The organism is Streptomyces tamarix (assembly GCF_032423885.1).
Lineage (GTDB): Bacteria > Actinomycetota > Actinomycetes > Streptomycetales > Streptomycetaceae > Streptomyces > Streptomyces tamarix.
The window spans coordinates 1-21300 of sequence record NZ_JAWCTQ010000038.1 but is presented as its reverse complement, the minus strand read 5'-3'; the positions used below and the strand labels follow the sequence as shown (position 1 = coordinate 21300).

The following is a 21300-nucleotide window of genomic DNA, read 5'->3' as shown; positions in this document are numbered from 1 at the left end:
CGCCGGGCGGTGGCGGCGGCACCGGTGGGGCGGCCCCGGCACACCCGTGGTTCCGGGGGCGCGCGGCGGACCGCTCAGAGCGCGGGCTCGGTGGTGGGGCCGACGAGTTCCCCCAGGACGTCCTCCATGGTGACGAAGCCGATGACGGTGCCCTTGTTGCCGGTGACGGCCGCCAGGTGGGTGCCGGCGGCGCGCATGGCGGTCATCGTGTCGTCGAGCGGCGTGTCGAGGGCGACCCGCGTCATCGGGTGCAGGGCGGTCCGGGGGAACGGCGCGGTGCGGTCGGCGGCGCCCAGGGCGTCCTTGATGTGGAGGTAGCCCAGGAGCGTTCCGCCGGGGCCGGTGACGGGCAGGCGGGAGAAGCCGTGGGCCGCGGCGGCGCGTTCCAGGTCCTGCGGGGTGATGGTGTGCGGGACGGTGGTCATGCGGTTGAGGGGGACCATGACCTCGCCCGCGGGGCGGGTGCCCAGCTCCAGGGCGTCGCGCAGCCGGTCGCCGTCCTCGGGGTCGAGGAGCCCGGCCTCGCTGGAGTCCTTGACCAGGCGTACGAGTTCGTCGTCGGTGTAGACGGAGGCCACCTCGTCCTTCGGCTCGACCTTCAGCAGCCGCAGGATCGCGTTGGCGAACGCGTTGATCCCGAAGACGGCCGGGCGCAGGGCCCGGGTCAGCGCGACGAGCGGGGGCCCCAGGAGCAGGGCGGTGGGCGCGGGGGCGGCCAGGGCGATGTTCTTGGGGACCATCTCGCCGACCAGCATGTGGAGGTACGTCGCCAGGGTCAGGGCGATGACGAAGGCGATGGGGTGGATCAGGCCCTCGGGGACGCCGACCGCGTGGAACGGCGGTTCCAGCAGGTGGGCGATGGCCGGTTCGGCGACGGCGCCCAGCACCAGCGAGGAGACGGTGATGCCGAGCTGGGCGGTGGCCATCATCGCCGAGAGGTGCTCCAGACCCCACAGGGTGGTCTTCGCACGCCGGTTCCCGGCGAGGGCGGCCGGTTCGATCTGGCTGCGGCGTACCGAGATCAGGGCGAACTCGGCGCCGACGAAGAACGCGTTGGTCAGCAGGGTCAGCGCGCCGACGAGGAGCTGGAGGGTGGTCATCGGACCGCCTCCTGACGGGTCGCGGCGATCGTGCCGGTGCCGTCTCCGGCGTTGTTCGGCGCGGGGGCGGTGAGGCGGACGCGGTCGGCGCGGTGGTGCTCGACGTGGAGCACCGCGAGCTGCCAGCCGTCGACGTCGAGTCGGTCGATCACGGTGGGGATGCGCTCCAGGCGGGTGGCGATGAGGCCGGCGAGGGTTTCGTACGGGCCGTCGGGGGCGGTCATGCCGATCTCGGCGAGCTGGTCGAGGCGGACGCTGCCGTCGGCCTGCCAGACCCGGCGGCCGTCGGGCGCCGGGGCGTCCTCGACGAGGACGGGCACCTCGTGCGGGTCGTGCTCGTCGCGGACCTCGCCGACGACCTCCTCGACGATGTCCTCGACGGTGGCGACCCCCGCCGTACCGCCGTACTCGTCGATGACCACGGCCATGGTGCGGGCGGCGCGCAGGCGGCCCAGCAGCTTGTCCACGGGCAGGGAGTGCGGGACGAGCAGCGGTTCGGTGGCGAGGTCGGCGACGGGGACGAAGGGGCGCTTCTCCTCGTCGAGGGCGAGCACGTCGCGGATGTGGACGGTGCCGACGACCTCGTCGAGGGAGTCGCGGTAGACGGGGAAGCGGGACAGGCCGGTGGCCAGGGTGAGGTTCGCGGCGTCGGCGGCCGTGGCGTGGACCTCCAGTGCCTTGACGTCGACGCGCGGGGTCATCACGTTCTCCGCGGTCAGCTCGCCCAGGTGCAGGGTCCGCACGAACAGCTCCGCGGAGTCCTCCTCGATCGCCCCTTCGCGCGCGGAGTGCCGGGCGAGGGCGACGAGCTCCTCCGGGGTGCGGGCGGAGGCCAGCTCCTCGGCCGGCTCCAGGCCGAAGCGGTGGACGAGCCGGTTCGCGGTGTTGTTCAGGTGGTGGATCAGCGGGCCGAACGCGGTGGTGAAGGCGCGCTGCGGCGCCGCGACGACCTTGGCCACCGCCAGCGGGCGGGAGATCGCCCAGTTCTTCGGGACGAGCTCGCCGACCACCATGAGCACCACGGTGGAGGCGGCCACCCCGAGGAACGTGGACACGGGCGGCACCACGCCGGCGGGCAGGCCGGCGGACTCCAGCGGACCGCGGAGCAGCGCCGAGGCCGACGGCTCGGCCAGCATGCCGATGACCAGGGAGGTCACGGTGATGCCGAGCTGGGCGCCCGAAAGCTGGAGGGTGAGGCGTTTGACCGCCTTCAGCGCGCTGTCGGCGCCGCGCTCACCGGCTTCGGCGGCGCGCTCCAGTTGACCGCGCTCGACCGTGGTGAGCGAGAACTCGGCCGCCACGAAGACGGCGCAGGCCAGGGTGAGGGCGAGCGCGAGGAGCAGCAGGAGGACTTCGGTCACCGTGCCACCCCCCGTCCCCTGGTCACGGGCGTGTGGAAGGCGGCACGGCTGGTACTGGGAGGTTCACCCATTGCGGGTCTGCTGTTCCTTCTGGTTCTTGAGGCCGGGGGTCTGCGGCCTCTGGCGGGCTTGCGGCGGGGCGGGCGCCCCGCCCCCCAATGGTAAAGGAAGGGCAAAGTCCCCGGGAAGGTCCACCGGCTCGGGAATCTCCGCCCGCGAGGTCAACGACCGCGCCCACCGGCGTGTTCCCGGCCCTCCCCCACCCCCGCCCCTCTCCCCGTCTTCGGCGGGCGGCGTCCCGCCGGTCCCCCGCCCCCCTCCACGGGCCGGCACGGGCACGGCGCCCGTCGGTACCGGTCCGGCAGGGGCGGCGGTCGGCTCCGCGTCGTCCGCGGTGCCGTAGCCGTGGCTCGTGCCCCCGTGCCCCGGGCTCCGCGCAGGGACCGCCGGGGCGCCGGTGGGCGTCGCTCGTGCCGCTGCCCCGGGCTCGGGGGTCCGTCACCCGGCGCCCGGGGGTGGGGGCGCGCTCCGGGTCAGGCCGGCGCCCTGCCGCCCCTCCGCCACCGGGGCCACCGGGGCCACCAGGGCCGCCGGGGCCACCGAGGCCGCCGGGACTGCCGGGGCCGCCGGGGCGGGGTCGCGGCCGGTCGCCGCCCCGCCGTCACGGGCCCTCGCGGCGGTCGGGCTCGGTGGTGTCGGGTCCTCCGGCGGCCGGCGGGCGTGCGGGGTGGTACGCGGTGAGGGCGTCGAAGACGAGCGAGGTGTTGTCGGCGCGCAGGCCGATCCCGCCCGCTTCGCGGAGTCGACCGGGCGCGGGGTCCTCCACGTCGATCACGTGGAGGCCGTTCAGGTGGAGGCTGATGTGGACGCCGCCGTCCGCCGTGTCGCGGACCAGCCCGGCGACCCGGTGCCACCGGCCGTACTCCAGGGGGTGCGGCACGGAGGCGAGGGTGGTGTACACGCCCTCGCCCGCCGGATCGTGCGGGGGTGGCGCCTTGCGTTTGACGGCGACCGTCCCGTCGCGGCGGCGGAAGCTGAGCGCGTACAGCTCCTGCGGGCCGTGGTAGCGCAGCCAGAGGTGGGCGCCGTCCCAGTCCCGCGCCGGGGTGCGCGCGGTGGTGACGGGCGGTTCGACCAGGGCGCGCAGGCGCATCCAGGTGTCGGCGAAGTCCCGGCGCCGGGTCGCCAACCGGAAGACGCACGAGCCGGTGCCGGTCGCGGAGTCCGGGCCCGGGGACGTGTCGTCGGGGACACCGGTCCAGCCGAAGGTCCACCGGCCGAACAGCGAACCGCTCGTGACGGTCCAGTCGGGGTGGGTGCGCGACGCCGGGTCGGCGGGGTGGCGGTGGGCGTACTCGTTGGTGACGAGGCCGTCCGTCGGGAAGTCCGCCGTGAACGCGTCCCCGCCGGGCCCGGCGGGGTCGGGCCACGGGCCGTCCCCGGGCGGCGCGGGCAGGGGCGTGGCGGCGGCGGGCGCGGCCGTACCGCACGCCGTCGCGGTGAGGGCGGCGGCGAGCACGGCGCGCCTGGCGAGCGGCGCGGTGGCCGCGGGGGGCAGCGACGGTCGTACGCGGCGGGTCATCGGACGGCTCCCGGTCTCCGCGCCGGCCGGGCGGGGCCGGTCGCGGTGGTCGATCGGTCCGGCAGCGGCGCGACCGCGAGCCGGGCGAAGGCGGGCCGGCGCACGGCGCCCGTGTCGCGCGGGCCGAGGGTGGATCCGCCGCAGGCCTGCCCCGGGGCCGGGGACGCGCCGACCGGTACGGCGGCCTGCTGCCTCCCGTCCACGAAGACGTCGGCCCGGCCCGCGCCGACGACGACGCGCACCCGGTGGACGGCCGCGGGCGCCGGGCGCCGCACGGACACCGGCGACGGGCTGCCGGTCCGCACGGTCAGGGCGGCGCCGCGACCGGTACCAACGGCTCGGCGGGCGGGAGGGCCGCCTCGGCCCGGCCGAAGGGAACCCCCGCTCTTCGTTCGGTCGTCTCCACGGCGCGGAATATGGCACGAACGGCGGCGGCGCGCCGGGACGCCGTTCCGTACACGCGTGCCGGTGCCCGCCGGTTCACCCGTTCTCCGGAGGCGGGGCGGCGCGCCGCCCTCAGGCGGGAGAGCGGCCCTCCCGCGCCACGAGGGTGAAGGAGTGCCCCGCCGGGTCGGCGTACGTCCGCACGTCACGGGGCCCCGAGTTCTCCCGGGTCTCCACCGGCCGCGCTCCCAGGCCGACCGCCTCCCGCTCCGCCTCGTCCATGTCGGCCTCGGCGACCAGGATGTGGAGGTGCGCCTGCTGCGAGTCGTCCGGGCGCGGCCAGCTCGGCGGCGCGTACCCGTGATCCCGCCGGATCGCCAGGTGGACGCCGTCGTGGCCGACGACCTCCACGAAGTCGGGGTCGGCGCAGCGCCGCACGTCGGCACCGAGCAGGCCGGCGTAGAACTCCGCCAGCGCCTCGGGTTCGGAACAGTCGAGGACCAGGACACTACTCTTCGCTACCGTCATGGCTCCCTTCTGCCCCCTGTCCTCCCCCCACACGCCCCGCAGAGCCGCGCGTCGGGGCGTGCGGGACGCACCGGGGGTCGCCTCCGCGTGGGGCCGTGGCCCCGGCCGTTCCCCCAACGGATGAAAACGGCACCAGCGGGCACCCGAGGATCAAGAAAGCCGGGCGGCACCGGGCCGCCGGCACGACCTTTCGAGGGAGCCGTATGCCGAGTCTGCTGGACACCGGCCGGGTCGGTGGGACACTGCTGCTCACCCCGGGGGTGTACGCGCCGCAGTCCGACACGTTCCTCCTCAGGGACGCCATCGAACGCGAGGAGCTGCCGGCCGGCGCGGAGGTGCTCGACGTGGGCACCGGCAGCGGGGCGCTCGCCCTCGCCGCCGCACGGCGCGGCGCCCGGGTGACCGCGGTCGACCGCTCGTGGCGCGCGGTGATCACGACCCGCTTGCACGCGCTCCTCGCCCGGCAGCGGATCCGCGTCCTCCACGGCGACCTGTTGGCGCCCGCCGCCGGCCGCCGCTTCGACCTGATCGTGTGCAATCCGCCGTACGTCCCCTCCCCGCGGAAGCGGCCACCCCGGCGGGGCGCCGCCGTCGCCTGGGACGCGGGCCACGACGGCCGGGCGGTGCTCGACCGGGTCTGCGACGGCGCGGCCGACCTGCTGCGCCCCTCGGGCGTCCTGCTGCTGGTGCACTCGGCGCTGAGCGGCGTCACGCCCACCATCGAGCGGCTGGAGCGGGCGGGCCTGGTGGCGGCCGTCGCCCGGCGCAGCACCGTGCCCTTCGGCCCCGTGCTGCGCTCGCGCTCCGACTGGCTGGAGCGCCGGGGCCTGATCGCTCCCGGCCAGGACAAGGAAGAACTGGTGATCATCCGTGCCCACCGGCCCTGAGGAACGCCCGCCCGCCCCGCCCTGCCGCGTCACGGTGACCAAGGAAGGACCCCTGCTGCTCGACGGCCCGGTCGAGGTCGCCCTCGACGACGGGACCGTCGTGCGGTCCGACCGGTTCGCCGTGGCGCTGTGCACCTGCCGCCGCAGCCGCACCTACCCCTGGTGCGACACGAGCCACCGCCGACGTACGAAGAGGTGATCCATGCAGGACCGGACCCCGCGGGCGGACGACGCCCGCGAAGGCGAGCTGCCCCCCGCGCGCGGAGAGGTGTCCGAGGGGGTGCTGGAGTCCCTGCGCGGCCCGGCGGGCGGACCGGTGCCCGGCCCCGGCGCCGTACGGGCCGCCGACCCCCTGGGCGACGATCTCCAGTTGGCCCTCTACGTCTGCTACGAGCTGCACTACCGGGGCTTCCACGGCGTCGACCCGGCCTGGGAGTGGGACCCGGGCCTGCTCGCGCTGCGCCGGGCTATGGAGGGCCGTTTCCTCGACGAGCTGCGCGCCCGGACCGATGACCGGGCCGACGTGTACGACGCGCTCGACGAGCTGCTCGTGGAGCCCGTCGACGGCGACGGCGTCTCGCACTTCCTCCGGGACAAGGGGGAACTGTGGCACCTGCGGGAGTACGCCGCCCAGCGGTCCCTCTACCACCTCAAGGAGGCCGATCCGCACGCCTGGGTCATCCCCCGGCTGCACGGCAGGGCCAAGGCGGCGTTCGTGGCCGTCGAGTACGACGAGTTCGGAGGGGGTCGCCCCGAACGGGTCCACGCGCGGCTCTTCGCCGACCTGATGACCGACCTGGGGCTCGACACCCGCTACGGGCGGTACCTCGACCACGCCCCCGCCGAGATGCTGGCGAACGTCACCCTCATGTCCCTCCTCGGGCTGCACCGGGCCCTGCGGGGCGCCCTCGTCGGGCACTTCGCCACCGTCGAGGTGACGTCGTCGCCCGGGTCCCGCCGGCTCGCCGAGGCCATGCGCCGCACCGGCGCGGGCCCGGCGGCCGAGCACTTCTACGCCGAGCACGTGACCGCCGACGCGGTGCACGAGCAGATCGTCCGCAGGGACGTCATCGGCGGGCTGCTGTCCGACGAGCCCGCGCTCGCTCCGGACGTGGCCTTCGGGATCGCGGCCACCGTCCTCCTGGAGGACCGTCTCGGGGACCACCTGCTGGGCGCCTGGCGCGAAGGCGCCACGAGTCTGCGAAAGCCGCTGTGAGGAAGCCGCTGCGAGGCGGGGGCGCGGCGCGCCGGTGGCGGCCGTGCCCCCGCCGGGCGCCGGTGGTCCTGGACGCGACCGCCCGCCGCGGCGCCCGCCCGGCCGGGCGGTACCTGCTCCCCCGCTCCGCCGCCACCGGCGCGCGTCGGGCCGTACCGTCGGGTGCGGACGGCGGGTCGCGGGGCGGGGCGGGGCGGGCACAACGCCGCGGCCCCGCCCTCGACGGATTCGAGGGCGGGGCCGCGGCGCAGGGCGTCCAGGGCCCGCCTACCAGCGGTACCAGCGTCCGCGCTTGCCTCCGGTGCCCGCCGAGCGCATGACGAAGCCCAGCAGCCACACCACCAACACGATGACCGCGACCCACCAGAGCGCTTCCAGTGCGAAGCCCGCACCGAACAGGATCAGGACGAGCAGAAGAACGAGTAGCAGGGGAACCATGATTATCAGCCTCCGCTCCCTCGTGTGCCCCGTCAGGACACGCACACACGTCCGTGTCTGTTCGACCGCGGGCCGCGGGCCGCCGCGCCGGGCGGGAGGAGCGCGCGCGGCGGCCCTCCCGTCACGCCCCGACGTACCGGGCCAGGTACTCGCCGGTCAGGGTGGACCGGTCGGCGACGAGTTCCGCGGGGGTGCCCTGGAAGACGACGCGGCCACCGTCGTGTCCGGCCCCCGGCCCCATGTCGATGATGTGGTCGGCGTGCGCCATGACGGCCAGGTGGTGCTCGATGACCACCACCGAGCGGCCCGAGTCCACGAGCCGGTCCAGGAGCGCCAGGAGGCGGGCGACGTCGGCCAGGTGCAGGCCGGTGGTCGGCTCGTCCAGGACGTAGACGCCGCCGTCGGACGCCATCCGCACGGCGAGCTTGAGGCGCTGCCGCTCCCCGCCGGACAGGGCGGTCAGGGGCTGGCCCAGCGTGAGGTAGCCGAGGCCGACCTCCCGCAGGCGCACCAGGATCCTGTGCGCGGCCGGGACGCTCGCCGCGCCGTCCCGGGCGAAGAAGTCGGTGGCCTCGGCCACGGGCATGGCCAGCACCTCGGCGATGTTCCTGCCGCCCAGGGTGTGCTTGAGCACCTCCCCCTGGAAGCGGTGGCCCTCGCACTCCTCGCACACGGTCGCCACGCCGGCCATGAGGGCCAGGTCGGTGTAGACGACGCCGGCGCCCTTGCAGGCGGGGCAGGCCCCCGCGGAGTTGGGGCTGAACAGGGCCGCCTTGACCCCGTTGGCCTTGGCGAACGCGGTGCGGATCGGGTCGAGCAGCCCGGTGTAGGTGGCCGGGTTGGAGCGGCGCGAGCCCTTGATGGCCGTCTGGTCGACGACGACCACGCCGTCGGCGCGGGAGACGGCCCCGTGGACCAGGGAGCTCTTGCCCGACCCGGCGACGCCGGTGACCACGGTGAGGACGCCCAGCGGCACGTCGACGTCGACGTGCCGCAGGTTGTTCCGGTCGGCGCCGCGCACCGGCAGCACGCCGGTGGGGGTGCGGACCCGGTCCTTGAGGGCGGCCTTGTAGCCGAGGTGCTCGCCGGTGAGGGTGCCGGAGGCGCGCAGCCCGTCGACGTCGCCCTCGTAGCAGACCCGGCCGCCGGCGGTGCCCGCGGCGGGGCCGAGGTCGACGACGTGGTCGGCGATCAGGATCGTCTCGGGCTTGTGCTCGACCACCAGGACGGTGTTGCCCTTGTCGCGCAGGCGCAGCAGCAGGTCGTTCATGCGGCGGATGTCGTGCGGGTGGAGGCCCACGGTGGGCTCGTCGAACACGTAGGTGACGTCCGTCAGGCTGGAGCCGAGGTGGCGGATCATCTTGACGCGCTGCGCCTCGCCGCCCGACAGCGTCCCGGAGGGGCGGTCCAGCGACAGGTATCCCAGGCCGACCTCGACGAACGAGTCGAGGGTGCGGCGCAGGTTCTCCAGCAGCGGGGCCACCGACGGTTCGTCGAGGCCGCGGACCCAGTCGGCCAGGTCGCTGATCTGCATGGCGCAGCACTCGGCGATGTTCACGCCGCCGATGCGGGAGGCCAGCGCGGCCTCGTTCAGGCGCGCCCCGCCGCACTCGGGGCAGGGGGCGAACGCGACGGCGCGTTCGACGAAGGCGCGCAGGTGCGGTTGCAGGGCGTCCTTGTCCTTGGAGAGGAGGGACTTGCGCACCCGGTGGACCAGTCCCTCGTACGTGAGGGTGGATCCGCCGATCCTGACCTTGGTCTGCTCGCGGTGGAGCAGGTCGTGCAGTTCGGTCTCCGTGTAGTCGCGGATCCTCTTGTCGGGGTCCAGGAAGCCCGAGCCGGTGTACACGCCCACGAGCCAGCCGCCGGGGGTGTAGCCCGGCACCCGGATGGCTCCCCCGGCCAGGCTCCGGTCCCGGTCGACGAGCGCGTCGACGTCGATGTCGGAGACCTGGCCGGTGCCCTCGCAGCGCGGGCAGGCGCCGGCGGGCTGGTTGAAGCTGTAGTGGAACGCGGGTCCCGCGCTCGGCACTCCGAGGCGGGAGAACACGATGCGCAGCATGGCGTGGGCGTCCGTGGCGGTGCCCACGGTGGACCGGGACTGCGGCGTCATGCGCTCCTGGTCGACCACGATGGCCGGGGTCAGCCCCTCCAGGACGTCGATGTCGGGGCGGGCGGCCTGCGGCATGAAGCCCTGGACGAAGGCCGAGTACGTCTCGTTGATCAGCCGCCGGGACTCCGCGGCGATCGTGCCGAAGACCAGGGAGCTCTTGCCCGATCCGGAGACCCCGGTGAACACGGTGAGGCGACGTTTGGGAAGGGTCACCGAGACGTCGCGCAGGTTGTTCACCCGGGCTCCCAGGACACGGATCAGGTCGTGGCTGTCGGCGGGGTGCGTCGTCGTGTTCACCGGATGGCCTCCGTTGCGCCGGGGTGGGCCGGGGGTTCGAGGGCGTCGAGGAGCCGCGGCGCGCCGGTCGGGGCGGACGCGGCACGACGGCGGCCCCGGCGGCCGGGACGAACCGGGGACCCACATGATCTGTACAGTGTACGCAGTTTACCGGCTCGAACCGAAACTTTGTGCGATTGAGGGTGCTCGGGCCCCGGCCCGTGACCGCCGGGCCGAGCGGCGGCCGGGGCCCTGCCGGGGCGGGGCGGCGGGGCCCTCGCGGAGGCGCTCACCGCCCTCGGAGCGGCCGTCGCGCGGCGACCGGCCGCCCGGGGGTCGCCCGATGGGGCTACGGCCGTGGCGGCGCCTGGCATCGGCGCCCGCGACGTGGTCCGCTGGACACCGCTCACGGCGTCCGCGGGCGGGCGGCCGAAGCGCGTACGTCAACGGGACCGCGGCAGGGAGCGGGGCATGGACATCGACAGGACGCCCGTGCCGGTCGCCGGCGCGGACGGCACCGGCCCCGGGCCCCGCGGGGGCGCGCCGCCCGCCGAGGGGCACCGCCGGTGAGCGGCGGCCCGGCCGGGCGGAGCGGGGCGGAGACGGACGTCGTGATCGTGGGGGGCGGCGCCTCGGGGCTGAGCCTGGCCCACCACCTGACCCGGACCGGCCGCACCGCCGTGACCGTGGTGGAGGCGCCGGACGGCCCGCTGCGCCCCGCGGAGCGCACCTGGTGCTACTGGGAGGAGGGGCCGGGCGAGTTCGACGAGGCGGTCGCCGCCTCCTGGACCCGGCTGCGGGTCCACGGCCGGGACGGCGACGCGATCACCGCGGACCCGGCGCCGCTGCGCTACCGGATGCTGCGCTCGACGTCCTTCGAGTCGCTGGTCCACTCCCGTCTGGCCCGCCACCCGCGGGCGCGGGTCCTGCGCGCGACGGCACACGACGTGCGCGACGGGGCCCACGGGGCCGAGGTCCGCTGCACCGCGCCCGACGGCCGCGGGCTGACCCTGCGGGCCGGGTACGTCTTCGACTCCCGGCCGCCGCGCCGGCTGCCGCCCGCCCGCACGACGCTCCTGCAGCACTTCCGCGGCTGGTTCGTGCGCACCGCCGCCCCGCGTTTCGACCCGTGCGTCGCGGATCTGATGGACTTCCGCGTGCCGCAGCCGCGCCACGGCCTCGCGTTCGGCTACGTGCTGCCCCTCGCCCCCGACCGGGCGCTCGTCGAGTACACGGAGTTCTCCCGCGCCCCGCTCGGCACGGCCGCGTACGAGGCGGCGCTGCGCCACTACACCGGCGAGGTGCTCCGGCTCGGCGCCCTGTCGGTGGAGTCGGCCGAGCAGGGGGTCATCCCCATGACGGACGCGCGTTTCCCCCGCCGTGCCGGGCGGGCCGTGTTCCGCATCGGCGCGGCGGGCGGCGCGACCCGCCCGGCGACCGGCTACACCTTCGCCGCCGTTCAGCGGCAGAGCCGGAGGGTGGCCCGCGCGCTGAGCGAGGGGGGCGAGGTGGTGCCGCCCCCGCACGGCCGTCGGGCCCTCGCCATGGACGCGGTGCTGCTCCGGGCGCTGGACACCGGCCGCGTGGACGGACCGGACTTCTTCACCGGCCTCTTCCGCCGCGTCCCGGCCGAGCGCCTGTTGCGCTTCCTCGACGGGGCCACCTCCCCGTGGGAGGAGTTCGGCATCGGCCTGCGCACCCCGGTCGGCCCCATGCTCCGCACCGCCGCCGAAGTCCCCTTCCTGCGCCGCCGCGCCCCCCACGGAACCGGAGAGAACCCCCCATGACGCTCCTGCGGGACCACGACCTGACCGCCGCCTTCGACCGCGCCGCCCCCGCCTACGACCGCCTGACGGCGGCCAACCCCGGCCACCACGCCGGTCTGCGGCGCTCCGCGCGGCGCCTGCGCCTCCCGGAGCAGGGGGCGGGGCTCCGCCTGCTGGACCTCGGGTGCGGCACCGGCGCCTCGACGCGGGTGCTGCTGGAAGCCGCCCCCCGCGCACACGTCACGGCCGTCGACGCGTCGGCCGGCATGCTGCGCCGCGCCCTCGCCAAGCCGTGGCCGGAGAACGTGCGCTTCCGGCACCTGACCGTCGAGGAACTGGCCGCGGGCCGCGCCGGGGAGCCGTACGACGCCGTGTTCGCCGCGTACCTCCTGCGCAACGTCACCGACCCCGACACCGTCCTCACCGCGGTGCGCGCCCTGCTGCGGCCCGGCGGGCGCCTGGCGGTGCACGAGTACAGCCTCAGCGGGTCCCCGCTCCACCGCGCGCTGTGGACCGCGGTCTGCCGGACGGTGATCGTCCCGGCGGGGACGCTCACCGGGGACCGGGACCTCTACCGCCACCTGTGGCGCAGCGTCCTCGCCTTCGACTCCGCGCCCGCCTTCGCGGCCCGGCTCGCGCGCGCGGGGTTCAGCGACGTGCGCACGCTGCCGGTCGCCGGATGGCAGACCGGGGTGGTGCACACGTTCCTCGCCGAAAGCGGCCACCGGAGCGGCCGGGAGGACGGCCGGTGAGCGCGGCCCCGCGGCGTTCCGGCGCCGCCCGCCGGGGCCGGGACCGGCGGGCGGAGGTGGTCCTGCCCGCCCCCGGCCGGGAGCGCTTCACCGGCGACCGGCCGAGCGCCGCCGTGGTCGGCGGCGGCATCGCCGGTCTCGCCGCGGCGACGGCGCTCGCCGAACGCGGCGCGCGCGTCACCCTCTACGAGCGGGAGGAGACGCTCGGCGGGCGCGTCAGGGGGTGGCGCACGCGCCTGGCGGACGGCTCGGAGGCGACCATGAGCCGCGGCTTCCACGCCTTCTTCCGCCAGTACTACAACCTGCGCGGCCTGCTCCGGCGGACGGACCCGGGACTGGACCGGCTCGTGCCGCTGCCCGACTACCCGCTGCGGCACCGTCGCGGGCTGACCGACGGGTTCGCGAAGGTGCCCCGCACGCCCCCGTGGAGCGCGCTCGGGTTCGCCGCGCTCAGCCCGACCTTCGGCTGGCGGGACCTCGCGGACATGGCCCCGCGGGCCGCGCTGCCGCTGTTCGACGTGCGCGTGCCCGAGGTGTACGAACGGTTCGACGGGGTGAGCGCCTCCGACTTCCTGCGGCGGGTCCGGTTCCCGGAAGCCGCCCGCCACCTGGCGTTCGAGGTCTTCTCCCGCAGCTTCTTCGCCGACCCGCGCCACCTGTCGGCCGCCGAGCTGATGGTGATGTTCCACATCTACTTCCTCGGCTCCTCCGAGGGCCTGCTGTTCGACGTGGTGCGCGAGCCCTACCCGCAGGCGCTGTGGGAGCCCCTGGGCGGGTACCTGGAGGGGCTCGGGGCCGACGTGCGCGCCGGGACGCCGGTGCGCGGCGTCCGCCCGGACGGCGAGGACCTGCTGGTGGAGACGGACGGGGGGCGCGACCGGCACCGGGCGGTGGTGCTCGCGCTGGACGCCGGCGGGCTGCGCGCCCTCGTGGCGGCGTCCCCGGGGCTCGGCGGCGCCGCGTGGCGCGACGACGTGGCGTCCCTGCGCGACGCGCCGCCCTTCCTCGTGTCGCGGCTGTGGCTGGACCGGCCGGTGCGCCGGGACAGGCCCGGGTTCCTCGGCACCAGCGGCTACGGCGGCCTGGACAACGTCAGCGTCCTGGAGCGCTGGGAGGGCGAGGCGGCGCGCTGGGCCGCGCGCACCGGCGGGTCGGTGGTGGAACTGCACGCGTACGCCGTCGACCCCGGCGCCGAGCCGGAGGAGGTGCGGGACCGGCTCGTCGACCGGCTGCACGAGGTCTACCCCGAGACGCGTGACGCGCGGGCCGTCGACGCGCGGCACGAGTGGCGGGCGGACTGCCCGATGTTCCCCGTCGGGACCCACCACCGGCGCCCGGCGGTCCGCACGGGGCACCCGCGTGTCGTCACGGCCGGCGACGCGGTCCGCTGCGACCTGCCGGTCGCCCTGATGGAGCGCGCCGCGACCACGGGTTTCCTCGCCGCCAACGCGCTCCTGGCCGGCTGGGGCGTACGGGGGCAGGTCCTGTGGACCGTCCCGCGCGCGGGGCGGTCCGCCGCGCTGCGGGCCCTCGCCGCCCTGGCGGGGAGCGGCTGACCGCGGGCGGCGCCGGGCCGCGTACGGGCGTCCCCCGGCCGCGGCGGGGCGGGCCGGCCGAGGAGCCGTGGGGACGGCCGGGGCGACGGGGCGGGCGGCCGGGATCGGCGGGCGGTCAGCCGGGGAAGCGGCCGCTGCCGCGCAGTTCCCAGCGCCGCTCGGCGTAGGCCAGGTCGTCGCGCCACAACCGGCCGGCCGCCCGGCGCACCAGGGGACGCAGCAGCGGGGCGGCGGCCCGCGCCAGCGCGAAGCCGCGCCGGTCGGAGGAGGCGACGACCGCCTCCACGACGGCGGTCCGCGGGCGGGGCGACGCCGGAGCGGTGAGCGGGGTGGCGTGCGTCTCCACCACCGAGCCCGCCCCCTCCCCCTCGGTGACGCGCATGACGACCGTGCGCGGCCCGGGTGCGGTGAACTCGGCGCGCACGGGGACGACGAGCCGTCCCGCCACGCGGAACGACACCTCCACCGCGAACGCGTCCCGCGCCTCCCCCCGCGGCGCCTCCACGACGCGCAGGTCGACGAAGGAGTACGGGTGGAACCACGCACCGTGCCACGGGTCCAGCCGGTTGGCGACCACGTCCTCCGGTTCGCACCGCCCCACCGCCGTGAACACGGCGTCCACCGCACCGCCGGGGGCCGGGCGCGCCGGGACCGCGGGGCGCTCCAGCGGCTCCTCCCCGCCCGCCCCGTCGAGGCGCACCCACACCAGCACCCCGTCGTCGTGGACGGGGAACGGCTCCCACCCGGCGAAGGGCCGGCCGTCCAGGGCCAGTCCGTGCCAGTGGCAGCGCAGCGTCCCGCAGACGACCCGGCTGTCGCGCAGCGGGGCGCCCAGGTGCGGGCAGGCCCCCGGCCCCGCCCGCAGCGCGCCCGATCCGCCCCGCCACAGGACGACCTCCGTCCCGGCGACCGCCCGCCCGTACGGGCGGCCGTCCGCGATGTCCCGCGAGGCGCCGACGACGAACCAGTTGCCCGACGGCCTCGCGGCGGCCCGTTCGAGCGCGTCGGCGATCAGGGCCGGCCCCGCCTCCCGCCACGTGGGCCGCTGATCCTCCCAGCGCGGACCCCGGCGGATCCTCAGCGGAGGGGTCCAGCCGGTCCTGCCGGTGGCTTCGCTCATCGGGCGCACCGCTCCCGTTCCGCCGGGGCGGGCGCCACCGGGGACGGCGGCGCCGTCCGGGCGCGCACCCGGGCGCCCAGGACGTGCGCGAGGCCCACCGCGGCGGTGGCGGCCCGGCGCCGGCGCGGCACCACCGAACGGCGGTGCAGCACGGCGTAGTCGTCGGCGGCGATCGCGTCGAGGATGCCGCCGTACAGGATGCGGGCCGTGCGGATGCAGGGCCGCGCGCGGGGGTCGAGCAGGGCGATGCCCGGCTCCGCCTCCCGGTACACGCCCCGGGTGAGGTGCTCCGCGGCGACGAGCGCGGCGCGGATGCGGGGGTCGCGGCGCCCGGTGCGCCGGCTCCACTCCAGCAGGGGGCGGTCCACGCCGTGGGCGGCGAGCAGGTCCGCCGGGAGGTAGACCCGGCCGCGGTCCAGGTCCTCCCCCACGTCCCGGAGGAAGTTGGTGAGCTGGAACGCCACGCCGAGGGCCGCCGCGTGGGGGGCCGCCTCCTCGCGGGGCGCGACCGTGCCGAGCACCGGCAGCATCTGCAGCCCGATCACGGCCGCCGAACCGTGCGTGTACGCGCGCAGGTCCGCGTACGTCGGGTAGTCCGTGACGCTCAGGTCGCTGCGCATGGAGGCCATGAAGTCGGCGAACAGCCGGTGGTCGATCCCGTACCGGTCGGCGGTGTCCGCCACCGCCCGCACCACGGGCCCGCCGCCGGCTCCGCGCAGCCCGTCCGCGAGGTCGTCCTCCAGGGCGCGCAGCAGCCGGTCGCGTTCCGGGGGCGTCCACCGGCGGGTCAGGTCGTCGACGATGTCGTCCGCCCAGCGGGCGAACCCGTAGAGGGCGTGCACGGCGGGCCGGCGCTCGACGGGGAGCAGCCGGGTGGCGAGGAAGTACGTCCTGCCGTGCCGGGCGTTGAGCTGCCGGCACCGCGCGTACGCCGCGCGCAGGCGGGGATCGGTGATCCCCGCGGCGTCCAGTTCACGGCGGGTCATCGGCGCTGCCTTTCCGGGAGGGCGCGACGGTACGGGCGGACGGGCCGGCCGTGGCCGGCCGCCGGCCTCGGCGGGGGGCGCCGGTGATCCGGGCGGCGGCGAGCTTGCCGCTGACGAGGACCGTGGGGACCCCCACGCCGGGGGTCGTCCCGCATCCGGCGAGGACGACGTTGTCCCAGCCGCGCACGAGGTTGCGCGGCCGGAACGGGCCCGTCTGCGCGAAGGTGTGGGACACGGAGAACGGGGTGCCCGCCGCGTGGCCCTGCGCCGTCCAGTCGCGGGGGGTGACGAGCAGTTCCCGGTCGACGGAGGCGTCGAACCCGTCCAGTCCCCGGCGTTCGAGTTCGGCCACCAGGCTGTCCCGGTAGCGGGGGCCGAGGTCGTGCCACGACGCGGACGGCGGGCCGGTCGTGGTGTTGGGGCAGGGGGCCAGGACGTAGTGGAGGTGGCGTCCCTCGGGGGCGAGGGACGGGTCGTGCGTCGTGGGCCGGGTGATCAGCAGCGACGGGTCGCTCATCAGTCTCCCCCGCCGCGTCAGTTCGTCGAAGGTGTCCTCCCAGGCCGCGCCGAAGGAGATCGTGTGGTGGGCGAGCTCCGGCCACGTGCGGCGGGTGCCGGCGTGGAGGACGACGGCGGACGGGGAGTGCCGCAACCGCACCGGCCGCCGGGGCGCCCGCCCCAGCAGGCGGTGGGCGACGGGCAGGTCCGGGGTGAGCACGACCGCGTCGCAGGCGATCCGCTCCCCCGTCGACAGGTGGACCGCGCGGGCCCGGCCCGCTCCGCGCTCCAGCCGCGTCACCTCCGCCGACCAGTGGAACCGCGCCCCCGCCCCGCCCGCCGCGTCCGCCATGGCCCGCGGGAGGGCGTGCACGCCGCCGCGCGGGAAGTACACGCCCGCCACGGTGTCCATGTAGGCGATGACCGCGTACGCGGCGAGCGCCCGGGCGGGGGCCACCCCCGCGTACAGGGACTGGAACGAGAAGACCCGCCGGAGGCGCGCGTCCGACAGGAACGCGCCGATGCGCGGCGCCAGCCGCCCGAAGCCGCCCAGCGCCGCGAGCCGGGCGAGGTCCGGGTGGAGCAGTTGGAACGGGGAGTCGAAGTTCGTGTCGATGAACCGGCCCATCTGCACCTGGTACAGGCGTTCCAGCCAGTTCCTGAGCCTGCGGTACCCCGCGGCCTCGGCGGGCCCGGCGAACCGCCGGACCTCCGCCTCCATGGCGTCGGCGTCGGTGTGGACGTCGAGGGTCGAGCCGTCCGCGAAGCACGCCCGGTACGCCGGGTGCAGCGCCACCAGCTCCAGCCGTCGGTACAGGCTGTCGCCGACGGCGGCGAACGCCTCGTCGGCCAGTTCCGGCATGGTGAGCACGGTGGGGCCGGTGTCCACGCGGTACCCGCCGAGGTCCCGTCTGCCCGCCCGGCCGCCCGGCCCGGCCTCCCGCTCGACGACGGTCACCCGCCGGCCCGCGCCGAGCAGGTGGAGGGCGGCGGCGAGGCCGGAGAGCCCCGCGCCGACCACGACGACGTGGCCGACCGGTCCGGGCACGGTCCTCACGCGTCCTCCCCGGCACGGTCCGGCGCGGTGCCGGCCGCCATCTCCACCGAGGCGGCGAACTCCTCCCGGGCGGCGCGGTCCGCGCCGGTCGCCGCGAAGTGGCGCACGCTCATGGCCGCGAGGTCCCCGATCTTCGCCTCGACGGCGGCGCGCGCGCCCGTCCGCTCCATCACGGCGCGCATCCGGGCGACCTCCTCGTCCGTGACGACCGGCCCCTCGGGCCGCAGGGCCTCGACCGCCTCCTCGTCACCGGCCTCCTCCGCCAGGGAGGAGGCGACGGCGAAGAGGTAGGTGAGCCTGCGGCCGCGCAGGTCCTCACCGGCCGGTTTGCCCGTCACCGCCGACTCCCCGAAGGCCCCGAGCAGGTCGTCGCGGAGCTGGAAGGCCAGCCCCGCGCACCGCCCGGCGGAGTGGAGCGCGTCCAGGACGGCCGCGTCGGCCCCGGCGAGGACCGCCCCCAGGGCGAGGGGCCGTTCGACGGTGTACAGCGCGCTCTTGAGCGCGGCGATGGTGACGGCCTCGTCCACGCCGGACGCGCCGGTCGCCTGGGCGTGGACGTCGCGGTACTGTCCCGCGACCATCTCGCCGCGCATGGCCCGCCACTCGGCCAGGAGCGGTGCCGTGTGGGGCGTGCCGAACGCCGTCTCGGCGAGCAGGTCGTCCGCCCACACCAGGGCCAGGTCGCCGGCGAGGACGGCGGCGGCGGTCGAGAAGCGCTCCGGGGCGCCCCTCATGCGGGCCGTGCCGTGCATGAGGGCGAAGTCCGCCTGCACGGACGGCGCCCCGCGGCGCATCGGCGACTCGTCCATGACGTCGTCGTGCACGAGGGCGCACGCCTGGAGGAGTTCGAGGGCCGCGCCGACCCTCAGCACGGTCCCCGGGTCGCCGGTCCCGCCGGCCGCGCGCCAGCCGCACCACACGAAGGCCGCGCGCAGGCGCTTCCCGCGGCGCCGGGTGAAGGCGGCGACGCGGTCCGCGACGTCCCGGGCGTACACCCGGTCCACCTCGCGCGCCTCGTGCAGCCGGGCGTCGAGGTGCTCGGCGAGGACCGCCTCGACGGCCGCGGTGGCGTCGCGCGCCGTGCGCGGCGTGCCGCCCCGCCCGGCCCGGCCGTCGCCGCGGGCCCTGGTCGTGCGCGTACCGGGCATGCGCGTTCCCTTCGGTCTTCCGGCCCCCCGTCGTCCGTGCTTCCGTCCCGGGCCCCGGCACGGATGCGCTCATTCCTGCCCCGTACGGCACCCTGTCGAGGGCCGGCTCACCGGTACGGCCCACAGGGGAGGCGCCCGGGCGGCCCACCGCGGGCCTTCCGGTCGGGCGAACGGGACCCGGTCGCCGCCGCCCTCCTGGGGCGGGGGCCTCCTCCCCGCACTCCGACGGGACCGCCTCGGCGCCCCGCCCGGCCGGGGGGAGGGCGGCCGGCTTCCGGGACCCGGTCGCCGTCGGGATCGAGTCGCCGCCGGCCGGAGCCGCGCCTAGCATGGGAAGCGGCTCCGCGTGCCGCCGTCCGGGTCTCCTCCCCTCCGGACGACGAGGCGCCCGGGCCACGGCCCGGCCCCTGCGGGGGACGCCCGCCGGACGGTTCCGCAGGAGGGCCGCCGAGCGGCCCGGACGCCGGGCCGGGGAAGGCGCACCGCGCCGGCCCGCACCCGGCGCCTACGGGAGCGGAAGGCACATGGGCACTGAATACGGTCGCTACCTGCGGCTCGACCGGCTGCTGGAACTGCAGCAGCCGGTGACCGGCCCCGAGTTCGCCCGCAGGCGCAGCAGCGAGCACTTCTTCATCGTGGTGCACCAGGCTTCCGAACTGCTCCTGAAGCAGCTCCTGGCGGACACCCACGCCGCGATCGAGGGGCTGCGGAGTCCGCGGGTCGACTGGCCGCGGGTCCACGAGGACCTGGAACGCGCCGACGCCCTGGTGGCGGCGTTGAGGGACCTCCTCCGGCTGTTCGACCACCTTCCCGTGGAGGAGTTCGCGGCTTTCCGTCCGGGGCTGGGAGGCGCCAGCGCCGCCCAGTCGCACCAGTTCTCCTCCTTCCTCTCCCTGATGGGGATCGACGGACGTCCCAGTCCGCTCACCGCGGCCCTGCGCTCCGCCGTGCGGCGGGAGGGGGCCGCCTCGGACGGCTCCGAGCGTGTCGTGCGGAGCCTGGGCGCGCTGGCGTCGACCGTGGAGGAGTGGCAGCGCGGGCACATCCGCGTCGCGGAGCGGTTCATCGCGGACGCGCCCGGGACCGGTGGAACAACCGGTGTGGCCTGGTTGCGGGGACGGCAGCGTCCCGCCCTCCCGGATCTGCCCCGGTCCTTCCCCTCGCCCTGACCCGGCCTTTGCCCATGGCGCTGACGAGGGGTCAGGACCGGGTGCGGGAAGGGGAGGGCGGAGCGGAAGCGCAAACCCGCGTGCGGAGCCGCCACCACGGTGGAACGGCTTGGCGGAGGGGTTGCCGGTGGCCGTGCCGGGCAGGTATGGACACCGGTCCGCGGGGCAGACGGGTGTCACACATCGACCCCCCAGCGGGGTGTGAGGAGGAGTGTGACGTGCACACGGACATCTGGGCCTGCCCCGAGGCGGCGAACTACGTGCCCGGCACCGACCTGACCGGGTACAAGGTCGAGGCGACGGACGGCACCGTCGGCAAGGTCGACAAGCACTCGGCCGAGGTCGGCGCGTGCTACCTCGTCGTGGACACGGGGCCGTGGATCTTCGGCAAGCAGGTCCTCCTCCCCGCCGGGATCATCACCTCCGTGGACAGCGAGCAGCGGCTGGTCCACGTCTCCCGCGCCAAGGAGGAGATCAAGAACGCTCCGGAGTACGTTCCGGACAAGCACGACCACGACGGTGGACACCGCATGGAGTTCGCCGACTACTACCTGGCGTTCTTCCGCTGAGCGTCCGTTCCCGTCCGTACGAAGAGGAGAGGTCATGTCCGGTCTGATGAATCGGCTCAAGGAGTTCGGCCGCAGCCCGCAGGGGCGGAAGCTGACGGACCAGGCGCGGCGGGCCGCCGCCGACCCGCGCAAGCGGGAGCAGGCCCGCCGGCTGCTCGGCAAGCTGCGCGGCGGCCGCCACTGAGAGCGACGGCCCACGGCCCTCACCCGCACGGACGGCGGCGTCCGTGCGGGTGATCCCGTCTTCGGGCCCCCGACGGTTTCCCTACGTCTTTCGGGACCCCCGATCTGGTCCTCGTGCCCGATCCCCCGTGCCGGCCCCCCGGCATAGCGTGAAGGCACCCGACGAGGTCAAGGAGGGAACACCGTGCCCGCACGTCTCGACCACACCATCGTCCGCAGCCGGGACCGCTTCGCCGGCGCCCGCTTCCTGACCGGGCTGCTGGCCGCACCGGACCCCGAGCCGTTCGGTCCCTTCGCCAGTGTTCCGCTCGACGGCGGAGTCACCCTCGACTACCTCGACGACTCCGGCGCGATCGTCCCCCAGCACCTGGCCCTCCTCGTCTCCGAGGACGAGTTCGACGAGATCCTCGCCCGCGTCAAGGAGCGGAACCTGCCGTACTGGGCCGACCCGCACCACCGGCAGCCTCAGCGGATCAACCACGACCACCAAGGCCGCGGCGTGTACGTCGAGGACCCCGACGGCCACTCGATCGAGTTCCTCACCCACACGTACGTCACCGACTGAGGGGCCGCGCGGCGGCCGGCCGAGCCGTCCGGGGCGCCCCGCGGGC

The 21300-nt window shown here is 76.2% G+C and carries 21 protein-coding genes; 10 read left to right on the top strand and 11 right to left on the bottom strand.

The annotated features are described in order from the left end of the window. Positions 1-74: 74 nt before the first annotated feature. From RND61_RS24755 to RND61_RS24735, 5 genes are all read right to left on the bottom strand, one after another. Complete coding sequence (locus RND61_RS24755; RefSeq protein ID WP_315880292.1) at positions 75-1100, bottom strand: hemolysin family protein; 1026 nt, start codon at positions 1098-1100, stop codon at positions 75-77. Next, a complete protein-coding gene (locus RND61_RS24750) occupies positions 1097-2461 on the bottom strand; it encodes a hemolysin family protein (protein ID WP_315880291.1) in 1365 nt (454 codons plus the stop codon). Before RND61_RS24750 ends, RND61_RS24755 begins: the two co-directional genes overlap by 4 nt. A gap of 661 nt (positions 2462-3122) precedes the next feature. Then, positions 3123-4043, bottom strand: a complete 921-nt coding sequence (locus RND61_RS24745) for a hypothetical protein (protein ID WP_315880290.1) — start codon at positions 4041-4043, stop codon at positions 3123-3125. Next, on the bottom strand, positions 4040-4324 hold the full coding sequence (locus RND61_RS24740; RefSeq protein WP_315880289.1) for a hypothetical protein: 285 nt from the start codon (positions 4322-4324) through the stop codon (positions 4040-4042). Before RND61_RS24740 ends, RND61_RS24745 begins: the two co-directional genes overlap by 4 nt. A gap of 235 nt (positions 4325-4559) precedes the next feature. Next, positions 4560-4955, bottom strand: coding sequence for a VOC family protein (locus RND61_RS24735; RefSeq protein WP_315880288.1), 396 nt, complete (start codon positions 4953-4955; stop codon positions 4560-4562). 203 nt (positions 4956-5158) lie between these two features. Here RND61_RS24735 and RND61_RS24730 point away from each other — a divergent pair, with 203 nt between their 5' ends. From RND61_RS24730 to RND61_RS24720, 3 genes are read left to right on the top strand one after another with little or no spacing between them, the layout of a single operon-like run. Further along, on the top strand, positions 5159-5842 hold the full coding sequence (locus tag RND61_RS24730) for a HemK2/MTQ2 family protein methyltransferase (RefSeq protein WP_315880287.1): 684 nt from the start codon (positions 5159-5161) through the stop codon (positions 5840-5842). After that, positions 5826-6041 carry a CDGSH iron-sulfur domain-containing protein gene (locus tag RND61_RS24725; protein ID WP_315880286.1) on the top strand — a complete coding sequence of 72 codons (216 nt, stop codon included), beginning with the start codon at positions 5826-5828 and terminating at the stop codon, positions 6039-6041. The genes RND61_RS24730 and RND61_RS24725 overlap by 17 nt, the downstream gene beginning before the upstream one ends. A 3-nt stretch (positions 6042-6044) precedes the next feature. Beyond that, on the top strand, positions 6045-7058 hold the full coding sequence (locus RND61_RS24720; protein WP_315880285.1) for an iron-containing redox enzyme family protein: 1014 nt from the start codon (positions 6045-6047) through the stop codon (positions 7056-7058). Positions 7059-7325: 267 nt separating this feature from the next. On the opposite strand, the gene RND61_RS24715 is transcribed toward RND61_RS24720, so the two are convergent. Next, entirely contained in the window at positions 7326-7496 is a 171-nt protein-coding gene (locus RND61_RS24715) for a hydrophobic protein (RefSeq protein ID WP_315880284.1), read from the bottom strand. A 121-nt stretch (positions 7497-7617) separates the two neighbouring features. Further along, positions 7618-10032, bottom strand: a complete 2415-nt coding sequence (locus tag RND61_RS24710) for an ATP-binding cassette domain-containing protein (protein ID WP_391654064.1) — start codon at positions 10030-10032, stop codon at positions 7618-7620. 419 nt (positions 10033-10451) lie between these two features. Here RND61_RS24710 and RND61_RS24705 point away from each other — a divergent pair, with 419 nt between their 5' ends. Genes RND61_RS24705 through RND61_RS24695 form a run of 3 tightly spaced genes read left to right on the top strand, consistent with a single transcriptional unit; the run spans position 10452 to position 13959 of the window. Next, positions 10452-11672 carry an FAD-dependent oxidoreductase gene (locus RND61_RS24705; RefSeq protein WP_315880282.1) on the top strand — a complete coding sequence of 407 codons (1221 nt, stop codon included), beginning with the start codon at positions 10452-10454 and terminating at the stop codon, positions 11670-11672. Further along, a complete protein-coding gene (locus tag RND61_RS24700; protein ID WP_315880281.1) occupies positions 11669-12403 on the top strand; it encodes a class I SAM-dependent methyltransferase in 735 nt (244 codons plus the stop codon). Before RND61_RS24705 ends, RND61_RS24700 begins: the two co-directional genes overlap by 4 nt. Further along, positions 12400-13959 carry an FAD-dependent oxidoreductase gene (locus tag RND61_RS24695; RefSeq protein WP_315880280.1) on the top strand — a complete coding sequence of 520 codons (1560 nt, stop codon included), beginning with the start codon at positions 12400-12402 and terminating at the stop codon, positions 13957-13959. Before RND61_RS24700 ends, RND61_RS24695 begins: the two co-directional genes overlap by 4 nt. Positions 13960-14074: 115 nt before the next feature. Here the strand turns inward: RND61_RS24695 and RND61_RS24690 are convergent, their stop codons facing one another. The 4 genes from RND61_RS24690 to RND61_RS24675 are packed head-to-tail and all read right to left on the bottom strand — an operon-like array spanning position 14075 to position 18768. After that, the gene (locus tag RND61_RS24690) at positions 14075-15079 is read right to left on the bottom strand and encodes a DUF5914 domain-containing protein (protein WP_315880279.1); all 1005 of its coding nucleotides are present in this window, start codon (positions 15077-15079) and stop codon (positions 14075-14077) included. Beyond that, the gene (locus RND61_RS24685; RefSeq protein ID WP_315880278.1) at positions 15076-16065 is read right to left on the bottom strand and encodes a phytoene/squalene synthase family protein; all 990 of its coding nucleotides are present in this window, start codon (positions 16063-16065) and stop codon (positions 15076-15078) included. The genes RND61_RS24690 and RND61_RS24685 overlap by 4 nt, the downstream gene beginning before the upstream one ends. Further along, on the bottom strand, positions 16052-17620 hold the full coding sequence (crtI, locus tag RND61_RS24680; RefSeq protein WP_315880277.1) for a phytoene desaturase family protein: 1569 nt from the start codon (positions 17618-17620) through the stop codon (positions 16052-16054). The genes RND61_RS24685 and crtI overlap by 14 nt, the downstream gene beginning before the upstream one ends. Then, entirely contained in the window at positions 17617-18768 is a 1152-nt protein-coding gene (locus tag RND61_RS24675; RefSeq protein ID WP_315880276.1) for a polyprenyl synthetase family protein, read from the bottom strand. Before RND61_RS24675 ends, crtI begins: the two co-directional genes overlap by 4 nt. Positions 18769-19292: 524 nt before the next feature. Between RND61_RS24675 and RND61_RS24670 the strand changes: the two genes are divergently transcribed. The 4 genes from RND61_RS24670 to RND61_RS24655 all read left to right on the top strand — a co-directional run bounded on the left by RND61_RS24670 (position 19293) and on the right by RND61_RS24655 (position 21254). Then, positions 19293-19937 (top strand): tryptophan 2,3-dioxygenase family protein, encoded by a 645-nt coding sequence (locus RND61_RS24670; protein WP_315880275.1) that lies wholly within the window; start codon positions 19293-19295, stop codon positions 19935-19937. Between the two features lie 218 nt (positions 19938-20155). Continuing rightward, positions 20156-20506, top strand: coding sequence for a PRC-barrel domain containing protein (locus RND61_RS24665; RefSeq protein WP_315880274.1), 351 nt, complete (start codon positions 20156-20158; stop codon positions 20504-20506). A 34-nt stretch (positions 20507-20540) separates the two neighbouring features. Further along, positions 20541-20690 (top strand): hypothetical protein, encoded by a 150-nt coding sequence (locus RND61_RS24660; RefSeq protein ID WP_315880273.1) that lies wholly within the window; start codon positions 20541-20543, stop codon positions 20688-20690. A 183-nt stretch (positions 20691-20873) separates the two neighbouring features. Then, a complete protein-coding gene (locus RND61_RS24655) occupies positions 20874-21254 on the top strand; it encodes a VOC family protein (protein WP_315880272.1) in 381 nt (126 codons plus the stop codon). Positions 21255-21300 lie beyond the last annotated feature (46 nt).